This is a genomic window from Bacteroides fluxus YIT 12057 (assembly GCF_000195635.1).
Classification (GTDB): Bacteria; Bacteroidota; Bacteroidia; order Bacteroidales; family Bacteroidaceae; genus Bacteroides; species Bacteroides fluxus.
In genome coordinates this window covers 15,490-32,953 of record NZ_GL882637.1, presented here as the reverse complement: position 1 = coordinate 32,953, position 17,464 = coordinate 15,490, and the positions used below count along the sequence as shown (strand labels likewise).

10 protein-coding genes are annotated in these 17,464 nt (G+C 46.4%); 2 read left to right on the top strand and 8 right to left on the bottom strand.

Going from position 1 to position 17,464, the window contains the following annotated elements; all coding sequences use genetic code 11:
- Positions 1-89 precede the first annotated feature (89 nt).
- From HMPREF9446_RS19115 to HMPREF9446_RS09765, 8 genes are all read right to left on the bottom strand, one after another.
- Positions 90-1,037: a hypothetical protein gene (locus tag HMPREF9446_RS19115; protein WP_245532269.1), complete on the bottom strand. Its 948-nt coding sequence runs from the start codon at positions 1,035-1,037 to the stop codon at positions 90-92.
- Between the two features lie 48 nt (positions 1,038-1,085).
- Entirely contained in the window at positions 1,086-1,445 is a 360-nt protein-coding gene (locus HMPREF9446_RS19110) for an IPT/TIG domain-containing protein (protein ID WP_009125469.1), read from the bottom strand.
- Positions 1,446-1,480: 35 nt separating this feature from the next.
- On the bottom strand, positions 1,481-3,175 hold the full coding sequence (locus HMPREF9446_RS09790) for a RagB/SusD family nutrient uptake outer membrane protein (RefSeq protein WP_009125468.1): 1,695 nt from the start codon (positions 3,173-3,175) through the stop codon (positions 1,481-1,483).
- 14 nt (positions 3,176-3,189) lie between these two features.
- Positions 3,190-5,967, bottom strand: a complete 2,778-nt coding sequence (locus HMPREF9446_RS09785) for a SusC/RagA family TonB-linked outer membrane protein (protein ID WP_009125467.1) — start codon at positions 5,965-5,967, stop codon at positions 3,190-3,192.
- A 34-nt stretch (positions 5,968-6,001) separates the two neighbouring features.
- Positions 6,002-7,972 (bottom strand): RagB/SusD family nutrient uptake outer membrane protein, encoded by a 1,971-nt coding sequence (locus HMPREF9446_RS09780; RefSeq protein WP_009125466.1) that lies wholly within the window; start codon positions 7,970-7,972, stop codon positions 6,002-6,004.
- A gap of 11 nt (positions 7,973-7,983) precedes the next feature.
- Positions 7,984-11,115, bottom strand: a complete 3,132-nt coding sequence (locus tag HMPREF9446_RS09775) for a SusC/RagA family TonB-linked outer membrane protein (RefSeq protein WP_009125465.1) — start codon at positions 11,113-11,115, stop codon at positions 7,984-7,986.
- A gap of 336 nt (positions 11,116-11,451) precedes the next feature.
- Complete coding sequence (locus HMPREF9446_RS09770; RefSeq protein ID WP_039968999.1) at positions 11,452-11,883, bottom strand: hypothetical protein; 432 nt, start codon at positions 11,881-11,883, stop codon at positions 11,452-11,454.
- Between the two features lie 141 nt (positions 11,884-12,024).
- Positions 12,025-12,642 carry an RNA polymerase sigma-70 factor gene (locus HMPREF9446_RS09765; RefSeq protein ID WP_009125462.1) on the bottom strand — a complete coding sequence of 206 codons (618 nt, stop codon included), beginning with the start codon at positions 12,640-12,642 and terminating at the stop codon, positions 12,025-12,027.
- 322 nt (positions 12,643-12,964) lie between these two features.
- On the opposite strand from HMPREF9446_RS09765, the gene HMPREF9446_RS09760 reads away from it, so the two are divergent.
- Both HMPREF9446_RS09760 and HMPREF9446_RS09755 read left to right on the top strand, forming a co-directional pair.
- On the top strand, positions 12,965-13,912 hold the full coding sequence (locus tag HMPREF9446_RS09760; RefSeq protein ID WP_009125460.1) for a FecR family protein: 948 nt from the start codon (positions 12,965-12,967) through the stop codon (positions 13,910-13,912).
- A gap of 166 nt (positions 13,913-14,078) precedes the next feature.
- Positions 14,079-17,453 (top strand): TonB-dependent receptor, encoded by a 3,375-nt coding sequence (locus HMPREF9446_RS09755; RefSeq protein WP_009125459.1) that lies wholly within the window; start codon positions 14,079-14,081, stop codon positions 17,451-17,453.
- Positions 17,454-17,464 lie beyond the last annotated feature (11 nt).

The following is a 17,464-nucleotide window of genomic DNA, read 5'->3' as shown; positions in this document are numbered from 1 at the left end:
ACGTTACAAAAAGTCCGCCGAAGAACTTCAGCTCTCCGGCAGACTTGAAATGTTTACAGATACCAGACTATGACTTCTTTGTATAAAGTTTAATCTGTCTTAATCTGAATCTTGGTGATTGTTATGTCACCGCCGATGATGAGAGCTGTTTCAGATTCGCCATTCATTGTTGCCGCCATACCTTCCGAGATTTCGAATTCCAGGAAGTCCTCACCGGCAGCAAGAACGATGTTATTGTCGCTTTCACCGCCGTCTCGGATGAAAGGAGCCCCCCACCAACCATCACACAGGCAGAAAGTCTGAGGAGCATCATGGTGAGTGAACGTGAACCTGATGGTTTGGCCGGCTTCTGGCGTGATTGCCGAGAGGTCAAGCTCAGATGCCGGGAGATACCACCACCAGCCAGTAGTGTATTCGCCCGCCCAAAGTGTAGGATACTCGCGGAACAGCTCAATCTTCTTTAGTGTGTAGTTACCACCGCCGACAATGATACCACCACCAGCTTTCAGAGTTTCTGCCATACCCTGCGATATGGGGAATTCAAGTTCGGTAGTACCTGCAGCAACCCATACACTGTTATTGCCTTCGCCGTCAATATCGGGTGCCCCCCAATTGGCATCACATACGCATACGCTGGCACCGTCGGGATTATCGAAGGTAAGACGGATCATGAGACCTTCGTGAATCTGAATATCTTCAAGACTAAGCTGGTCTGATGTCAGATACTGCCAGTTAGCCCAATCATAGATATAGACATCTCCTTCCCAGATTGGAGCGTATCCTTCACCTCCAGTTTCTCCGCTGCCGCCTACAACCTCGTCAGACAACGTAACCTCTGGTAAAGTATATTTCTTGCCACTACAGTCTTCAAGGACAACTTGGGCAGGTCCGGCTTTTATGCCCATTGGCGAATAGATGTATAGAGAACCGGTGGCTTTGCGCTTAAAGTCGCTTGCATCTACAACAATGTCCTTGCCGTCTTCACCGGGGAAATAAGCTTTGGTAATAAATTCAAGGTCATTGCCATATACCTCCATACATTCGTTGATTTTTATTGCTTTGTCAAGAGGGGCCACGCGCATAGGTTAAGGCTTGCCGACAGTCAGCGCCATGACCGACTCTGCCGATTCGCCGTCGGCTTCGATTGTCACTGTTCCCCCCTCTGCAGAGATGCCGGCAGGAGTTATTACAGAGATATAGCCGTTGCCTACTTTGGTAATGTTGTTCACAGAGACATTACCGGGAAATACGACGGAAGTGGCCTTCTCAAGACCCGTACCAGCGATGGTGACAACTTGTCCTTCCATGACTTTTATAGGCAGGACAGACTTTACCACAAGCACATCGTTGGCGTCCGCCACATCGTCATCGCTGCACGAGATCAGTGCCATGTTCGACAGCAATGTGAATACTGAGACCAGAAGATATATAATATGTTTTTTCATAAATCTTATTCGTTTGAAAATTCGTTGAATCCGTTTTACCAATTGGGGTTCTGCTTCAGATTGCCATTCTTCTGAATTTCAGATTGCGGAATCGGGTACAGGTTGTACTTCTCGTCCCACTGGCGAGTCTTAGTAACCCGATTGAGAATCAAATTGCCGTTCCCATTCAGTTTGAAGTCTGCCACATCAACATTCTTGAAGAACTCGCCCCCTTTTTTCCATCGACGTACATCCCAGAAACGCTGACCTTCGAAAGCAAGCTCTACCATACGCTCACGCATGTAGCGCTCTTCGAAATCATTGTTTCCTTGGAATTCAGGCATCATGATGTCGGGACGGTTACGAAGCACATTGATAGCCTCGTTGGCCGACATGCCAAAATCGCCCTGTTCGTCAGCATTACCGTAGTAGTTGTACATGGCCTCTGCATAGTTGAGGTAAACCTCAGCCAGACGCATTACAATCCAGTTGTGGCGTGTTGTAGTCTGGTTGTTGGCAGTGGTGACACAGTTGCCGTCCACAAACTTCTTCAGGTAGTAGCCCGTGGGAGTTGCGCCATACTTGGGAGCACCGTTGAAGCCACTCTGATACGTTTCAATGGCAATCTGCTGAGCTGTGTTAGACGGCCAAAGATCGCCGTTCTTCACTACAGTGAGTTCGAAACGTGGGTCGAGGCCATCGTATGGATTCTCAGTAGTCACATCAACATCTCCAGGATGTTTCTCCTTGAATGTTTTGCCGTCGGCTTGATATTCGTATGCGTCCACCAGTGCTTGCGTAGGGCAGTTGCCGGAGTTGCCGTTCTCTACACCCACTGGATAATTGTACTGCTCGAAGGTGTTGCTTGCCTGGGTGCCAAGAACAAAGATAAATTCAGGATTGGTGAATGTATCGTGCCCCCATAGGTTGGCATATTCGCTGAGTTTGTAGCCCCAGCGCTGTGCATTATCGATGATTACCTTGCTGGCAGCAGCGGCCTCTTTCCAAAGTTCCTTGTTGTTGTCTGCATTAAACAAGGGTGAAGCTTGATAAAGAAGTGCGCGTGCCTTCAATGCAAGGGCGGCACCACGGGTGGCACGACCAATTTCCTGACCAGGAATGTCATTATACGATACGGGCAGATATTCAGCCACGGCATCCAATTCATTGATGATGAACTTGAACACATCCTTGGCTGGAGTGCGTTCCACGCTGTTGGCCTGTTCATTGGTGAGGGTTGTGGTCACCAAAGGTACATCGCCGTAGGCACGTACCAACTCGAAGTAAAAATAGGCACGGAGGAAACGCAACTCGTAAGGGAATATCTCAAACTGCTGCACCATCGTCTGATAGTCGGGATCATATTCATAATCCGACAGGTCTATCTTGTGGATGCGCTCAAGGTACATGTGTACTTGAGTGATGGCACGGTATGACCTGTCCCATGTGGCCGAGAAAGGATTAGAAGGAGTCCAACCACCATTGAAATACTTGTGAATGGGTGAGAAGGAAAGCGCAAACTCAGACTCGTCTGTAGCACTGGCTATCATGGCGCCATCACCGTAGGAATTGTCCTTGAATTCGCTAGGCATTTGTGCGTAGACATCGTAGACAAGAGCCTTGACACCATTGAGGGGGCTGTTGTAGGTCCAGTCCTCGTCACGATTCGAGGCTTCGTTGTAATTTAGGTCGGCGCAGCCTGCAAAGACTACTGCCGCCATACTTAAAAGAGCATATTTTATCTTGTTCATAAATATATCTTTAATTAGAAAGTTAATGTGACACCTATGTTGACACCCTTGAACATGGGATATGCCGTCGAAAGTATCTCAGCATCCATGGCGTCAACGTTGTCGAAGGAAAGAAGGTTTTCGCCCTGGACAAACACCTTGGCTGCAGTAAGAGAAAGCTTCGAGAGTACCGTTGCGGGAACTTTATAGTAAACCTCGATGTTGCGCATCTTCAAGAAGTGAACAGGCTTGTACCATACGTTGCTTGCCTGGCTGTTGTTGCTGTTGTTCTGAGTTGTCAGACGTGGGTAGAGAGCGTTGTCGCCGGCCACATCCCAACAGTTGTTGTAGTAGTCTACTGAAAGGTTGCCGTTGTCGGCCATGCCCCCCCATATAGCTGACGGGAGATACTTCATGTGGTTACCAGTGCCCTGGAACCATGCGTTTAGACCGAAGCCTTTATACTCTATACCGACATTGAAGGCGTAATTGAGCTCAGGAATGTCAGTAGCACCATCGAGACTGGTTATATCGAACTCGTTGATTACTTGGTCACCGTTGAGGTCTTGGTACTTGATGTCACCGGGGCTTACGGTAGAGTATTCCTGGCGGTAGCTGGCGTTGATGTCGGCCTGATCCTTGAAAAAGCCTGCCGACTTGAGTCCCCATGCCTCGTTTACACGATGACCTACAGGGTTGCTCAGCGGATAGGTCGGTGTGCCGATATACTTGACCACTTCATTGCGTGCCCACGACAAACTGGCACCCAAGTTGAGATTGAGGTCGGGAATGATTTTCTTCACATACTTGGCGCTTACCTCAAAACCATAACTCTTGACCTCACCAACATCGTTGTATGACGATTGTATACCAACCACCGATGAGTTCTCGTAACTTGCAGAGAGCATGATGTGGCTGCGAAGCTGGTAGAAAGCATCAACTGAGATGTCAAGAGCATTTGCCAGACGAAGGTCGGTACCAAGGTTGAAGCTCGTAGATGTCTCCTGCGAGAAATTGGTAGTTGGGAAGGAGCCAAGCGATGCACCCCATGTGGCACCGTAGTTGTTGCCGATAATCACGTAACCGTGCGAAACATCCCATGTAGGAAGCCACATGCCATAGGTAGGCATATAGTCGGTATGCTGGATGCCAGCCGATGTACGCAGCTTACCGTAGTTGAGCAGACCATCGTTGTTGTCAGCGTAAATCCAGCCGAGCGACAGTGTGGGTGAGAATGCCCACTTGGAAGGATAGGTACGGCTGGAGCCGTTACCTGCAAGCACAAGGTCGGCAACATAGCGGTTCTGAAAATCGTAGTGGAAGGCTCCCATGATGTTCTGACGGTAGAAGGTGTTTCCACGTCCATCAGTGCTCACGCCGCTGTTGTCGTAAACAACTGTAGCATTGAAGTGGTCGTTGCCGAAGAACGAACGTTTGTAGTTAATACCTATGTTAGCCTTTGCTTTCCACCATTGACCGGCATTCCAGTTGCTGAAGGTGAGGTTGGTCTCCTTGTTACCGAATGTGTTCAGAGATACGTTGTTCTTGTCGCCAATGCTACCGGTGTAACGTTCGTAGCCGTACTGGTATGCCTTGTGGGAGTTTTCCGCATAAATTGATGAATTGGCATAACCGGCACTGACAAATACGCTCAAACCATCGAGCAGGAAGTCGAGTTTTTGTGATAGTTTGGCATCTACCCACAGTTGGCGCTGATGGGTCTTGTAAAAGCCGGACTCCTGAATCTTGGCAATGGGGTTGGCAGCACCATATGCCTCGTTACCACCCCAGATACCTGTTGAGGTCTTGTAGGGGAAAGCACTTGCCGGCAGGTTGTAGATGGCAGCTGTAGCATCATCAGCACCGATGTCGGAGGGCCGCTTGGTCTCTTGGAACATACCGAAGAGGTTCACCGACATGAGAGTTGTGTTGGTGATGTTGAAGTCAAGGTTGGTACGGATATTGGCCTTCGACTGGCGTAGCTGCGCATTGTAGTCTGCTTGTTTGGTATCCTTGAAAGCACCGCGCACATCGGTATAATCGATATTGGTGTAGTATTTCACCTTGTTCGTACCTCCGTAAACCGAAACGTATGCATGGTCTTCCTCGGCACTGTTCTTGAAAGTGAGATCGCGCCAATTCACGTTAGGATAGAAGTACGGGTCAGAACCGTCTTTGAAAAGGTTAAGTTCCTGCTCGGTGTATGCGGCAGAGAGTCCGTCATTGTGACGGGCATGGTTGAAAGCATTGGCATATCCGTAACCGTTTACCATGTCTGCGAATTCAGGGTCGAACTGGAACTTATGGCTATAGTTCACCTTGATGTGTGTCTTGCCTTCAACGCCGCGCTTTGTTTTCACAAGTATGGCACCATTGATACCCTCATGGCCAAGAAGTGCTGTGGCAGCGGCATCCTTGAGGATAGTAACGCTTTCTACTTCCTCTACACTGAGGCGGTCGATGGGACGCTCGTAGCCATCGACGAGGATGAGAATACTTTTATCGTTAAGCGTGTGATAGCCACGAATATTAAACGAGGCACCCTTGTTTTCGTCGCCTGAGAAGCCACCTTGCGATAGAGCTGTGAGACCTGGCAGACGTCCATAGAGGGCCTGGGCAAGGTTAGTAGCCGAAGTCTGCTGCAATTCCTCGCCTGTGATTGTGGTTGCGGAAGCGGTGCTGAGGAAATTGCTTATTTCCACACCGTAACCCAAATCATAGGCATTTGCATTCTTATCGTTGAGTTTTACCTGCGCATTTGCCGTGAGAGAGACAACAGCAGTCGCAAGCATCAACATTCTATTTATATTCATATTCTATAAGTCTTATTGATATTTAAAATCTGGATTACCAACCTGGGTTCTGGTTCAGGCCATAACCCTTGTTGATCTCATCACGTGAAATAGGCGAGAGATACCATTTGTCGGTCCACTTGCTCGTCTGGTTGTCAGTATCCCACCATACGCGGATATTGTTGGTACAAGGTATCTTCTCATAGATGCAGTTCGGCCAAGGTTCACCGGGTTCAAGACTTGTGTTGCCATTGTAGTCGGCGGGATTCATCTTGTTGCCGTTGGCATCCTTGCGCCATACACGCAACTGGTGTACCTGTTTCTTGAATATATCGGATCTCTTGTAGCGGATGAGGTCATACCAGCGGGAGTCTTCATAACCGAATTCACAGGCACGTTCCTTAAGGAGTTGCTCGATGAAGTTATCCTTGTTGGTGGTTAGGTTGAGCTCTGGGTTCATGACCTCTACCTTGCCAAGGCCTACACGTGCGCGCACCTTGTTCATTTCGTCGCAGGCTTTCTGCAGATTGCCTGTCTGTGCGAGTGCCTCAGCGTAGCAAAGGTGAATGTCAGCCATACGCAAGTAAGCATAGTTGGTCGGATAATATGCTGCATAGCCGTTATCGCGGAGATACTTGAACAGTTTCATACGGGTAGACCATGGATTGTCAGTAACAGCAGGATTGAAGGTCTGGTCAACATTGCCACCTTGCCACATCTCGGTACTTGAAAGTCCTTGATATTGCTCGACAAGATTGTTGCGGTTCACCACCATTGTCTCGTAGAGGCGTGGGTCGCGATTGACAAAGATGTCTACGTTGTTGGGGTTATCGGTATTGAACACACCGTCGTAAGGGAAGTTACGACCGTCTGCCATGCCAAACATTTCCATATATTCAAGGGTGAAGAGAGCCATGCCGAACTCATCCATACCTTCTACGTTCCAGTCGCCATTCCAAGCGTCTGTACCCGGACCCGCATGAACTTCAATTACCTTCTCGCTATTGCCACGGAACCAGTAGGCGGCACGGAAAGCGTTGCAATAATCTTGTTCACCGTTGCCGGTGGGCTGTACAAGGGCGAAATAGTTGCCATTGGCGCTATTGGCTTGGAAGAAATCCTCACAAGCTTTCAGTGCTTTCTGCCAAAGTTCGGACTTGTAACCGCCAGTCCATATCTGGTTGATATCCTGATTCTCCTCGTTGCGAGTGAATTCAAGATAAGGTTTGTCACTATTAAACAGAGGCGAAGCCACGAAGTTCCACAGCCTTACGCGCAAACCATAGGCTGAGCCTTTGGTCAGACGTCCGGAGTTGGTGGCCTGATCCTGCACAAAGAAAGGAAGACCCGGCTCGTCAATGGCAGCCTGGATAAGCTCGTCGATGAACTCTGCTGTCTCGATTACACTCATGCGTTTGCCATCTACAATATCAGCAGCCAAGAATGAACGGTCAACTTTTGGAAGACCTCCGAAGTTGCGGAAAGCATCGAGATAGCGCGACGCCATGATGACATACACCTCGCCACGGAGCTGGCTTTTCTCTGATTCGTTCAAGTCGGGAACGCGATTGATGTTCTCGATGAAAATCCAACCTTCACGGATGGTACGCCAGATACCTGCACGGGCATTGCCGTCACCGTTGGCGATGAAGGGGAACTTGACGAAACCGCCGTTATCCTGGTCGGTCTCAGTGAGGTCACCACCGTAGTACTTTCCAAGATTATGCCATCCGCAGTACGATTGGCAAATATCGGTAAGGGCATCGGGATGAGAATACCATACTGCACCTGTATAGGTGAAAGGGTTGTGCATGGCACCGTACATGTGCCAGAGGAAACGCTTTGCATTCTCTCCCTTGGCAAAGATGGTGTCTACGGTTACGTCGACGCCTGGCTGCTTGTCGAGGAAGCCATTTCCAACGTTGATATCATCAACACAAGAGCTCACCGAACCCATCCCTATCATGGTGCCAGCTACACATATGATAGTAGCAGTTTTTATTTTAAGTTTCTTTATAAGATTCATAATCTTGAATGTTAGAAGTTTAAGTTGATACCGAAGTTGTAAACACGAGTCATAGGATAACGCGTGCTACCATAGCCGGCTTGTGCCTCTGGGTCATTGGCCTTGAAGCTTGTGAAAGTAAGTAGGTTATAACCATTGGCATAAACACGGATGCTATTGATGGGCACACCGGGTATGCGGAACGAATAACCAATCTCAAGGTTCTTCAGACGGATGTACGATGCATCGACCATCCACGGATCCGAAAGTGAACCGTTATGTTCGCGTGCCGATTTCTCAAGAGAGATACGTGGCAGGCAGGCACCGGGGTTGTCCTCGGTCCAAGAATTGTCATAGACCCATTTGTTGAGCATTGACTGGTTACCTGTACCGAAGGCTGGAGTATAGAAAGAACTGAGTTGACGGTTGACGTGGGTAGCACCTACCCAAGTCATGGAGAAGTCGAGACCCTTCCAGTTGAGCGTTGCGTTTATGCTGCCGGTATACTCAGGAATATCGCTGTAGCCGATAGCATGTACATCGTTGGCATCCACCTTACCATCACCTGTGAGGTCAACGAATACACTGTCACCAGGACGCAATGTAATCTGTTGGTCTGGCATGTCAACACCGTAAACTTCCTTGTAATGCTGTTCGGTTTCACCAGGAACATAGAACTCAAAGAAGTCGTAGCCGAAAGGCTGACCTACGGGATGACCTGTATGGTACATGTGTGGGAATTCTTTCTTCACTTCCGCCATTTCTACAACCTTGTTGCGTGCGAAAGCGAATGTAGGAGCTATCGAGTAGTCCACTTTACCTATGCGGTCGGCCCAGCGTAGGGTCATTTCATAACCATGGTTCTTGACACGGCCGAAATTGATGGAGTTGGGTTTAAGAGCGGAAATACCTGCGACGGTTGTTTCGTTGGAAACGAGGATATTCTTGCGGTCTTCCCAGAAGAGATCGACACCGAGACTCAGGCGATCTCCAAAGAAGCGTACATCGACACCATAGTTCTGCTTGGTAGCTGTTTCCCAAGTTACATCAGGGTTACCGTTGCTAGATTCGCGTGCTCCAGGCATGAACACACCATTGTTGGTACCGAAGTTACCTGTACGGTCGTTGGTCCACCATGCACCACCGTTGTTGGTGTAGAACTGCCATGTGCCAGGCAGATAGAGGAAACGACCTACTCCCTGGTCATTACCTACCTTACCGATAGAACCGCGAAGTTTGAAATAGGAAACAACGCTGCGGATAGGTTCCCAGAATTTTTCAGAAGAGACTATCCAGCCGAGAGAAGCAGAAGGGAAAAAGCCGAAGCGTTTACCTTTGGCGAAGTTCTCTGAGCCGTTATAGCCCATGTTGAGGTCTATCATATACTTAGTCTGATAGTCGTAGGTAATACGGCCTACCATGCCTACATAACCACGGGGGATAGAATTGTAGACACCGCCGGGATAGTAGTTTTTAGATTCATTATAAAGAACGAGTGCACCGAAATTGTGGTCACCAAATTTGCGGGCATAATTTAGACTCGCCTCTGCATACCAGTTTCTTCCCCCCCATTTGGACTCATTATAGCCAAGAGGCCATGAGTCACCCTGGCGGACATAAACAATCTTTGGAGAACCGTCCTCCTTGTATTCACCCTTAGCGATGGTGGCTTTGTAGCTGATACCACCGTCGGTAGTACGTGTTTTCTGCTGTGTATAGTCAGAGTTATAGGAACCCTTGATACGAAAATCAAGACCTTTGGTGATAAAGTCGAGCTTGAGCTTGTACTGAAGATCAAGGTTTACAACATTTTGACGCTGAATAGTATAACCGTGCTGGTAGATAAGGCCGAGACCATCGGAGCCAACTGCACCAACAAGATCAGGGTCGGAAACAATGCGACGCCCCTCACTGTCAAGACCGTAGCCTGACATTGGCGTACCATTGTTGAGAAGCCCCTCAACACCAAAGACGCCTGACTGACCATTATACTCACCATTACCGATAGAGTTGCGTCTGCCAATGCGTCCACCGATGCCGACAGAAAGCGTACTCAGCTTAGAGAAATCTACATCAAGGTTGGCACGGAAGTTGTAACGGCGATATTTGAAGTTTGCGTCATCGCCTTGGTCGAAGGTTTTGAAAAGACCGTTCTGATTGAGCATACCGACAGAAACGAAATAGCGGGCGCGTTCAGTACCCCCCGACACATTAATATTATATTGTTCCTGCCATGCGTGGTCGTTCATCAAGTACTTGAACCAGTTGGTGCTTGGATAAACGGTGGGCATATCCATGTCCTTCCAGTGTTGTATAGCTTCTTTTGAGAACTTCCATCCGTCTTCGGCTACTCCTTCCACTTCCTGAGCATGGTTGTAAGCCGTTGCATATTCGTAGGAGTTTGCCGGCTCAAGGAATTTGGAAATCTGCTGAAGACCTACTGAAGTTGTCAGTGTGATGGTAGGCTTGCCTATCTTACCGCGACGCGTTGTAACGAGAATAACACCGTTGGCACCACGTACACCGAAGACAGCCGTAGCGGAGGCATCCTTAAGAATAGAAATGTCCTGTACCTCATTCGGGTCTATTTGACTGAACTCACGCTCGACACCATCGACAAGCACGAGAGGTTCGGCACTGTTGAACGAACCGACACCACGGATGCGGATAACAGGGTCGTCGGCACCAGGAACACCGGTGTACTGCACTGACTGGAGACCTGGAAGTTTACCCGAAAGGGTGTTACCAAGCGATGCGGCTGGCGATTTGAGAAGTTCCTTACCGCCTACGTTGGAGACAGACCCCGTCAGCGTCACCTTACGCTGCTGGCCATAGCCGATGACAACCACTTCATCAAGCATCTCATCATCCGATTCCATAACAACATTAAGAGAAGTTGATGTTGCCTTTACTTCTTTCGACTTGTAGCCGATATACGAAAACACCAAGGTTGAACCCTTGGGAACTCCCGACAAAACATAGTTGCCACCGCTATCTGTTATCGTGCCTTTCGACTTGTCTTTAGTCTGCACGGTAGCCCCGATAAGTGGTTCGTTCTGCTCGTCGGTAACACAACCTTGCACTTTAATAAGATTTTGTGCGAAGGACACTCCCGGTAGCAACAAAGCCAACAAAAGGAGATGTAATCTGCAAAACTTTCCCATAGCATTAAAATTAAATAAAATTATTAGTACTAGATTTTTTACAAAAATATTAATAAGATTTTTTCAATAGTGGGTAAAAAATGACATTTGAGGTTTAAAAAAGCGCTAATATTTGCATTTCAATGTCGCATAAGTTGAAAAGCTATCAAAGGAAGTTGAAAATACATCATTTCCCCTAAAACATACCATCTAAAAAGAAAGATGTTGTCTGACAATGAGTTTGGAAATAAAGGCTCCCGCCCATAGCATAAGAAAACAGGTTGTTTTAATAAATATTAGAAATTGTTCTGTTAAGAAGAATGTCAAATGCAAACGGTTCTTTTGTGTATATGTGTTTTAAAGTTTGTTTCGCCTTTTATTTTTCCACCCATACTTGATGAAGCGTAATCCGGTGCCGATAAGTGCCAGGGATAATCCGGTATAGAATACGGCAATGAAAGAATCGGGAAGCAGGTGGTAGCCCCGTGCAACTATTCCGATTGTAATCATGGATATCATAATGATCCATCCCTTTATATCAAAGAAGGAGAAAGGACAATGTTTTCCTTGCTTTTGTGAGATGCGGAACGTATGTTTCTTATATAGTTTGTGGAAGATAATGCCGAAAAACAAAAGAAAAACAAGAGTTGCTTCGCAGACCTTGAACAGCCAATATTGATGGTCGCCTATCCAGCAAGTCAAACCAATGCGCAGGATGTTTATGCCGGCCAACAACCAGATGGTTCCGGCTGTGATGAGTAATGTATGTTGGGTTACTCCATATTTCATGATACTAACCATTTAATGAACTCTATTAAAACAAATAAGTAAGCCATCGGCAGACATTTGTTTGATGGCAAAGGTATGAAATTCTACTCTTATCAGCAAGTCAAGCATTATTCTACTGAAATGAGAGAGAGGAACCTATTTTTATTTCATTAGATTGTCAGTAAATACAGGATTGATTAGAGAAAGAATACGCTGAAATGCGTCATTAGAAAAGAAAGCAAGGACAGGTAGATAATCTTTCAGCGCAATACGAAGTATTTTAAGCGATTTGCTCATGTGATACTCAACATCCTTAACCGAGAGTCCAATCTTATCGGCTATCTCACGGTTGGTTAAATTCTCGAAACGGTTCATCTTGAAGATTGAACGTGTGCGTTCAGGAAGTGAGTCAAGAGTCTGGTTAATGAGATAAAGTATCTCCTTGGAGAATATCTGGTCTGGGTCACAATTCTGCAAAGAAGAAATGCGCAAATCCAACTCTCTTTGGTGTGTTTCCTCCAAGTGCTTCAAAGCCCGTTGTTTCGTCTGCTCGTGACGAAGGTAATCCAAGGCCTTATTCTTCAAGATGGTCAGTAAAAAAAGCTCTATGTTTATTTCTGGATGGTCAGGCAAATATTGCCATAATTTTATTAGTGATTCTGAAGCGATGTCCTCAGAAGTCATTGGATCATGTATATAGGAGCGCACAAAGAGAAATGACCGCCTGTAATAGGCCGTATAAATCTCATTGAACGTGTTCTTCCTCTCCAATACAGACATGTTGCAATAGCCGTTTTTAGATTGTTTGACGTAGCGCAAAGATATAGATTTTCTCTTAATAAATTACTGCTGTCCACTAAAAATGGCCGTGATTGGAAATTAAATAAATTCACTTCCCTTGAATTATAGAGGGCTTTGATATCGTTGATATTCTTTTGGTTCAAATCCGTAGGCTCTAAGATCGTTTATAATAAATTGAAGGCCATAAATTTAAATGATTACTATATTTTACCGGATGAAAGCGTTAATAAACGCAAAAACAAATATCCTGTTTAGGGTATCGGAACGATGATACGTTTTACTTATAACTAAAGCAAAAAGAATGACAGAATTATTACAAAAGTACATTGCCGGTGAGGCATCGGCGGAAGAGATCCAACAAGTCATGGATTGGTTAGCTGAAGATGAAGAGCACATGCACGAATACCGTGCCATGCGCCACCTCTATGACCTTACGCTTTGGCAAACAGGAGATGAAAAAAAGAAGGAGAGAACGGTAGTGATGCCCACTACTCGTCGGATTGGCCGATGGATTGCTTGGGGGGTGAGAATTGCCGCTATGATTTTGATTGCGGTCGGAGTAACCTATATGACAGGCATGGCCTCATTCTTTCAGAAAAATCATGGGAAACAAACCATCGTTGTGCCAGCAGGACAACATGTAGAGTTACTCTTGTCTGATGGAACACATGTTTGGCTAAATTCTGGTAGCCGACTGTCTTTTAGCAATGGTTTCTTCTCATCTAAACGGAAAGTCAACCTCGATGGAGAGGGCTACTTTAAAGTCGCACCAAACAAGAAATCACCTTTTATTGTGGAGACCTGTAAACATCATATTCGTGTAACAGGTACAGAATTCAATGTCATGGCCTACCATAAAGACTCCGTCTGGGAGGCTTCCCTGGTTACAGGAGCAATTGATATCATAAGAGCAAACGACAGCAAGACGCTCATGAAGATGTCCCCTGGTCAACTTGTCACTGAGAAGAATGGCATTTTAGTCAAGAAGAAGCTCCTTGCAGATGAACACTTCCGCTGGCGTGAAGGACTAATCTGCTTCGAGAATACCCCTTTCAGCGCCATGTTGAACAAATTGGAACTCTATTACGATGTTCACTTTGTGACAAACAACAATAATATACTCCAAACGCGCTTCACCGGTAAATTCCATATCACCGATGGTATCATGCACGTGATGCGGGTATTGAGCATTGGTCGGAATTTCACCTTTGAAAAGGATGAAGAAACCAATACGATTACTATTAATTAACATTTAAAATGAGAATGCCTATGGATATACACAAAGAAATGTAACAACCTCTCAGATAAAATGAGGCCATGCTGCAACATGACCTCATTAATACGCCTATCACCAAAAGTATATGGTGACAAACCTTTTTTAGTCTTAAGAAATAAAATAAAACGAATGCTAATATATGAATAATTCTTTGAATCACATAGTAAGATTTGCATTTTTTTGCGTGTGTTTCTTTTTACAGACAACTTACACGCATTTATGGGCACAATCGACCAAAGTAAGTCTCTTTTTGGAACAAGCCTCTTTACGCAAAGTATTTGACGAAATAGAAAAGAAGACAGATTATCTGTTCGTCTTCTCGGGAGAAGATGTTGATATTCAGCAGAAAGTAACCATTAATGCTCAAAATAAGCCGGTAAGCGAAATTCTGAATGAGGTCCTCAAGAAAGCAAAATTACGCTATATCCTGGAGGGGAAAAATATTATGATATTGTCTCAGCACGGCCAACAAAAAGAAGATAGCGATGCCATGCAGTCCGTTACAATAAAGGGTGTAGTCAAAGACGTCAATGATGACCCTATTGTCGGTGCTAACATCGTTATTGAAGGTACTACCATGGGTACAATTACCAACATTGATGGTGATTTTACCCTTGAAGTTCCCGTTGGTGCCCGCTTACATATTACGTTCATCGGTTATCAAGCTCAAATCATAAGTGTTGGCAATCGCCGCTCATTAGACATCGTACTGAAAGAGGATGCCTCCATGTTGGACGAGGTGGTTGTAGTCGGTTATGGTACGATGAAAAAGAAAGACCTAACCGGTGCTATGACAGCTGTTAAGGGTGACGACATCGCAGCTCGCCGCACCACCCAACTTTCTTCTTCACTGCAAGGTATGATGTCTGGTGTCACTGTGAGCCGCAACAATGGAGCTCCAGGTGCGAAAGCCTCTATCCAAGTGCGTGGTGTGACTACCATCGGTGATACAAGTCCGCTAGTTATCATTGACGGTATTCCCGGTGATATTGACCAGGTAAATCCAGAAGATGTGGAAAGTATGTCTGTCCTCAAGGATGCAGCCTCGGCCTCTATCTATGGTAGCCGTGCCGCTGCCGGTGTTATCGTCATCACGACCAAACGCGCCAAGAAAGGTGATATGGCTATGAGCTACAACTTTGAGTATGGTTGGGAACTCCCGACAAAACTCCCGACTTACGTAGGTGCCATACGATATATGGAGATGCTCAATGAAACGCGATACAACGATAACCCTGATGGTGGACGCTTTCAGACCTATCCTGAAAATTTGATTAATAGCTGGGTTACCAACAACATGACCGATCCGGACAACTATCCCATCACGAACTGGAAGGATGTATTGCTCAAAAGTTCAGCACCCCGACAGACGCATACGGTCAATATCGCAGGCGGTGGGGAAATCGTGCGTACAAAAGCATCATTCCGCTACGACGAGACCAACGGGCTTTATATTAATAAGAACTATAATCGCTTCCTGGTGCGTGTAAACAACGACTTTAAAATAAACAAATACATTTCTGCTAACCTTGATTTCAACTTCTCGCGCGCCAAGTCCATTACGCCTAACTCAAACCCGATGGGTGCAGGTGGTATGAAGATTCCCGCTATCTATGCCGTACGATGGAGCCATGGCGGATGGGGCGATGTGAAGGATGGTGAAAATATGCTTGCCAAAATTACTGACGGTGGCACACAAACAACGTATGATATGAATGTCGGCGGAAAGGCTGGCTTGGATATTACACCGATTGAAGGACTGAAAATTTCTGCTGTCGTTGCGCCTAACTTCAATAATGTCAAGAAGAAAATCTTCAATAAGCAAATACCCTACAGCACAGCTGACGATCCTACATCCATTGCAGGTTATATGGGTGGCTACAAAACCACCAGCCTGAAGGAAAACCGTAATGATTGGAATGATATCACTACGCAGTTCTTTGCCAACTACGCTAAGACACTTGGCAAGCATGACTTCACTGTAATGGCCGGTTATGAGGACTACTATATCAAGTGGGAAAACCTAATGGCTTCACGTGACCAATACCAACTGAGCAATTACCCCTATCTCGATTTAGGGTCAAAAGACTACCGTGACAACAGCGGTAATGCAGAGGAGTATGCTTACCGTTCACTCTTTGGGCGCGCAACCTACAGCTACGACAACCGCTATCTGCTGCAGGTTAACTTCCGACGCGATGGAAGTTCACGCTTTGCTTCTGATTGCCGTTGGGCCAACTTTCCCAGTGTATCCTTGGGTTGGGTTGTATCTGAAGAGAGTTTCTTCAAAAAAGCCCATATGGATTGGTTTTCTTACTTAAAGTTGAGAGGTTCTTGGGGGCGCTTGGGCAACGAACGTATTGGTGGTTATGACGAGGATAACAACTGGGTTCCCAATTATTATCCTTACCAAGCTTCTATTAACTACGGCAATGCACTGTTTGAAAATGCCAATGGCGTCGTTTCATCCGTGACTACGGCCGCACAATTGAATTATGCCGTACATAACATTTCTTGGGAAACTACCGAGACCTGGGATGTCGGTTTGGATGCCAGTTTCTTGGATAGCCGTCTGCATCTTTCTGCTGACTACTATAAGAAAATGACCAAGGATATGCTTTTGGCACTCGAGATTCCTCACTTCATTGGTTACAACAACCCAGAAGTCAATGCTGGCAAGATGAACACCACAGGCTGGGATCTGGAACTTACATGGCGTGACTCTCGTGGTAATTTCTCCTACTCCGTTACCGCTAACCTCTCTGACTTCACCTCTAAGATGGGTAATCTTAACGGTACGCAATTTCTGGGTAGTCAGGTCAAGATGGAAGGCAGTGAGTTCAACGAATGGTACGGCTATCTGAGCGATGGTCTATTCCTGACACAAAAGGATGTCGAGAGTTCTCCGAAACTGAACAATAACGTCCAGGTCGGTGATATCAAGTACAAGGATATCTCCGGTCCCGACGGTGTGCCCGATGGTGTTATTACACCTGAATATGACCGCGTTCTGCTCGGTGGTTCTCTGCCCCACTTTATCTATGGTCTTTCTTTCAATGCAGCCTACAAAGGGGTTGACTTTGGTATCACCTTTCAAGGTGTAGGTAGCCAAAACTCACGCATTGACGCCAACATGATTGAAGGACTACAAGACAACTGGCTGAACTTTCCCACCCTCCTCGACAACAACTATTGGAGTGCCTATAAGAGTGATGCGGAGAATGCGGTAGCTATCTACCCCCGTCTATCACGTACGAGTCGTGATGCTAACTATTGTATGTCTGACTACTGGCTCTACAATAGCCGCTACATCCGATTGAAAAACCTGTCGTTGGGTTACACTCTACCCAAGGCTTGGGTGAAGAAGGTGAATATGAACAATGTACGCTTCTACGTGAGCGGCAGCGACCTTTTCTGCATCAGTAGTGCTCCCAAGGGTTGGGACCCTGAAGTGAACTCGGATGGCTATCCGATTACCACATCTGTTGTATTTGGCGTTTCTGTGAATTTCTAAAACTATAAAGA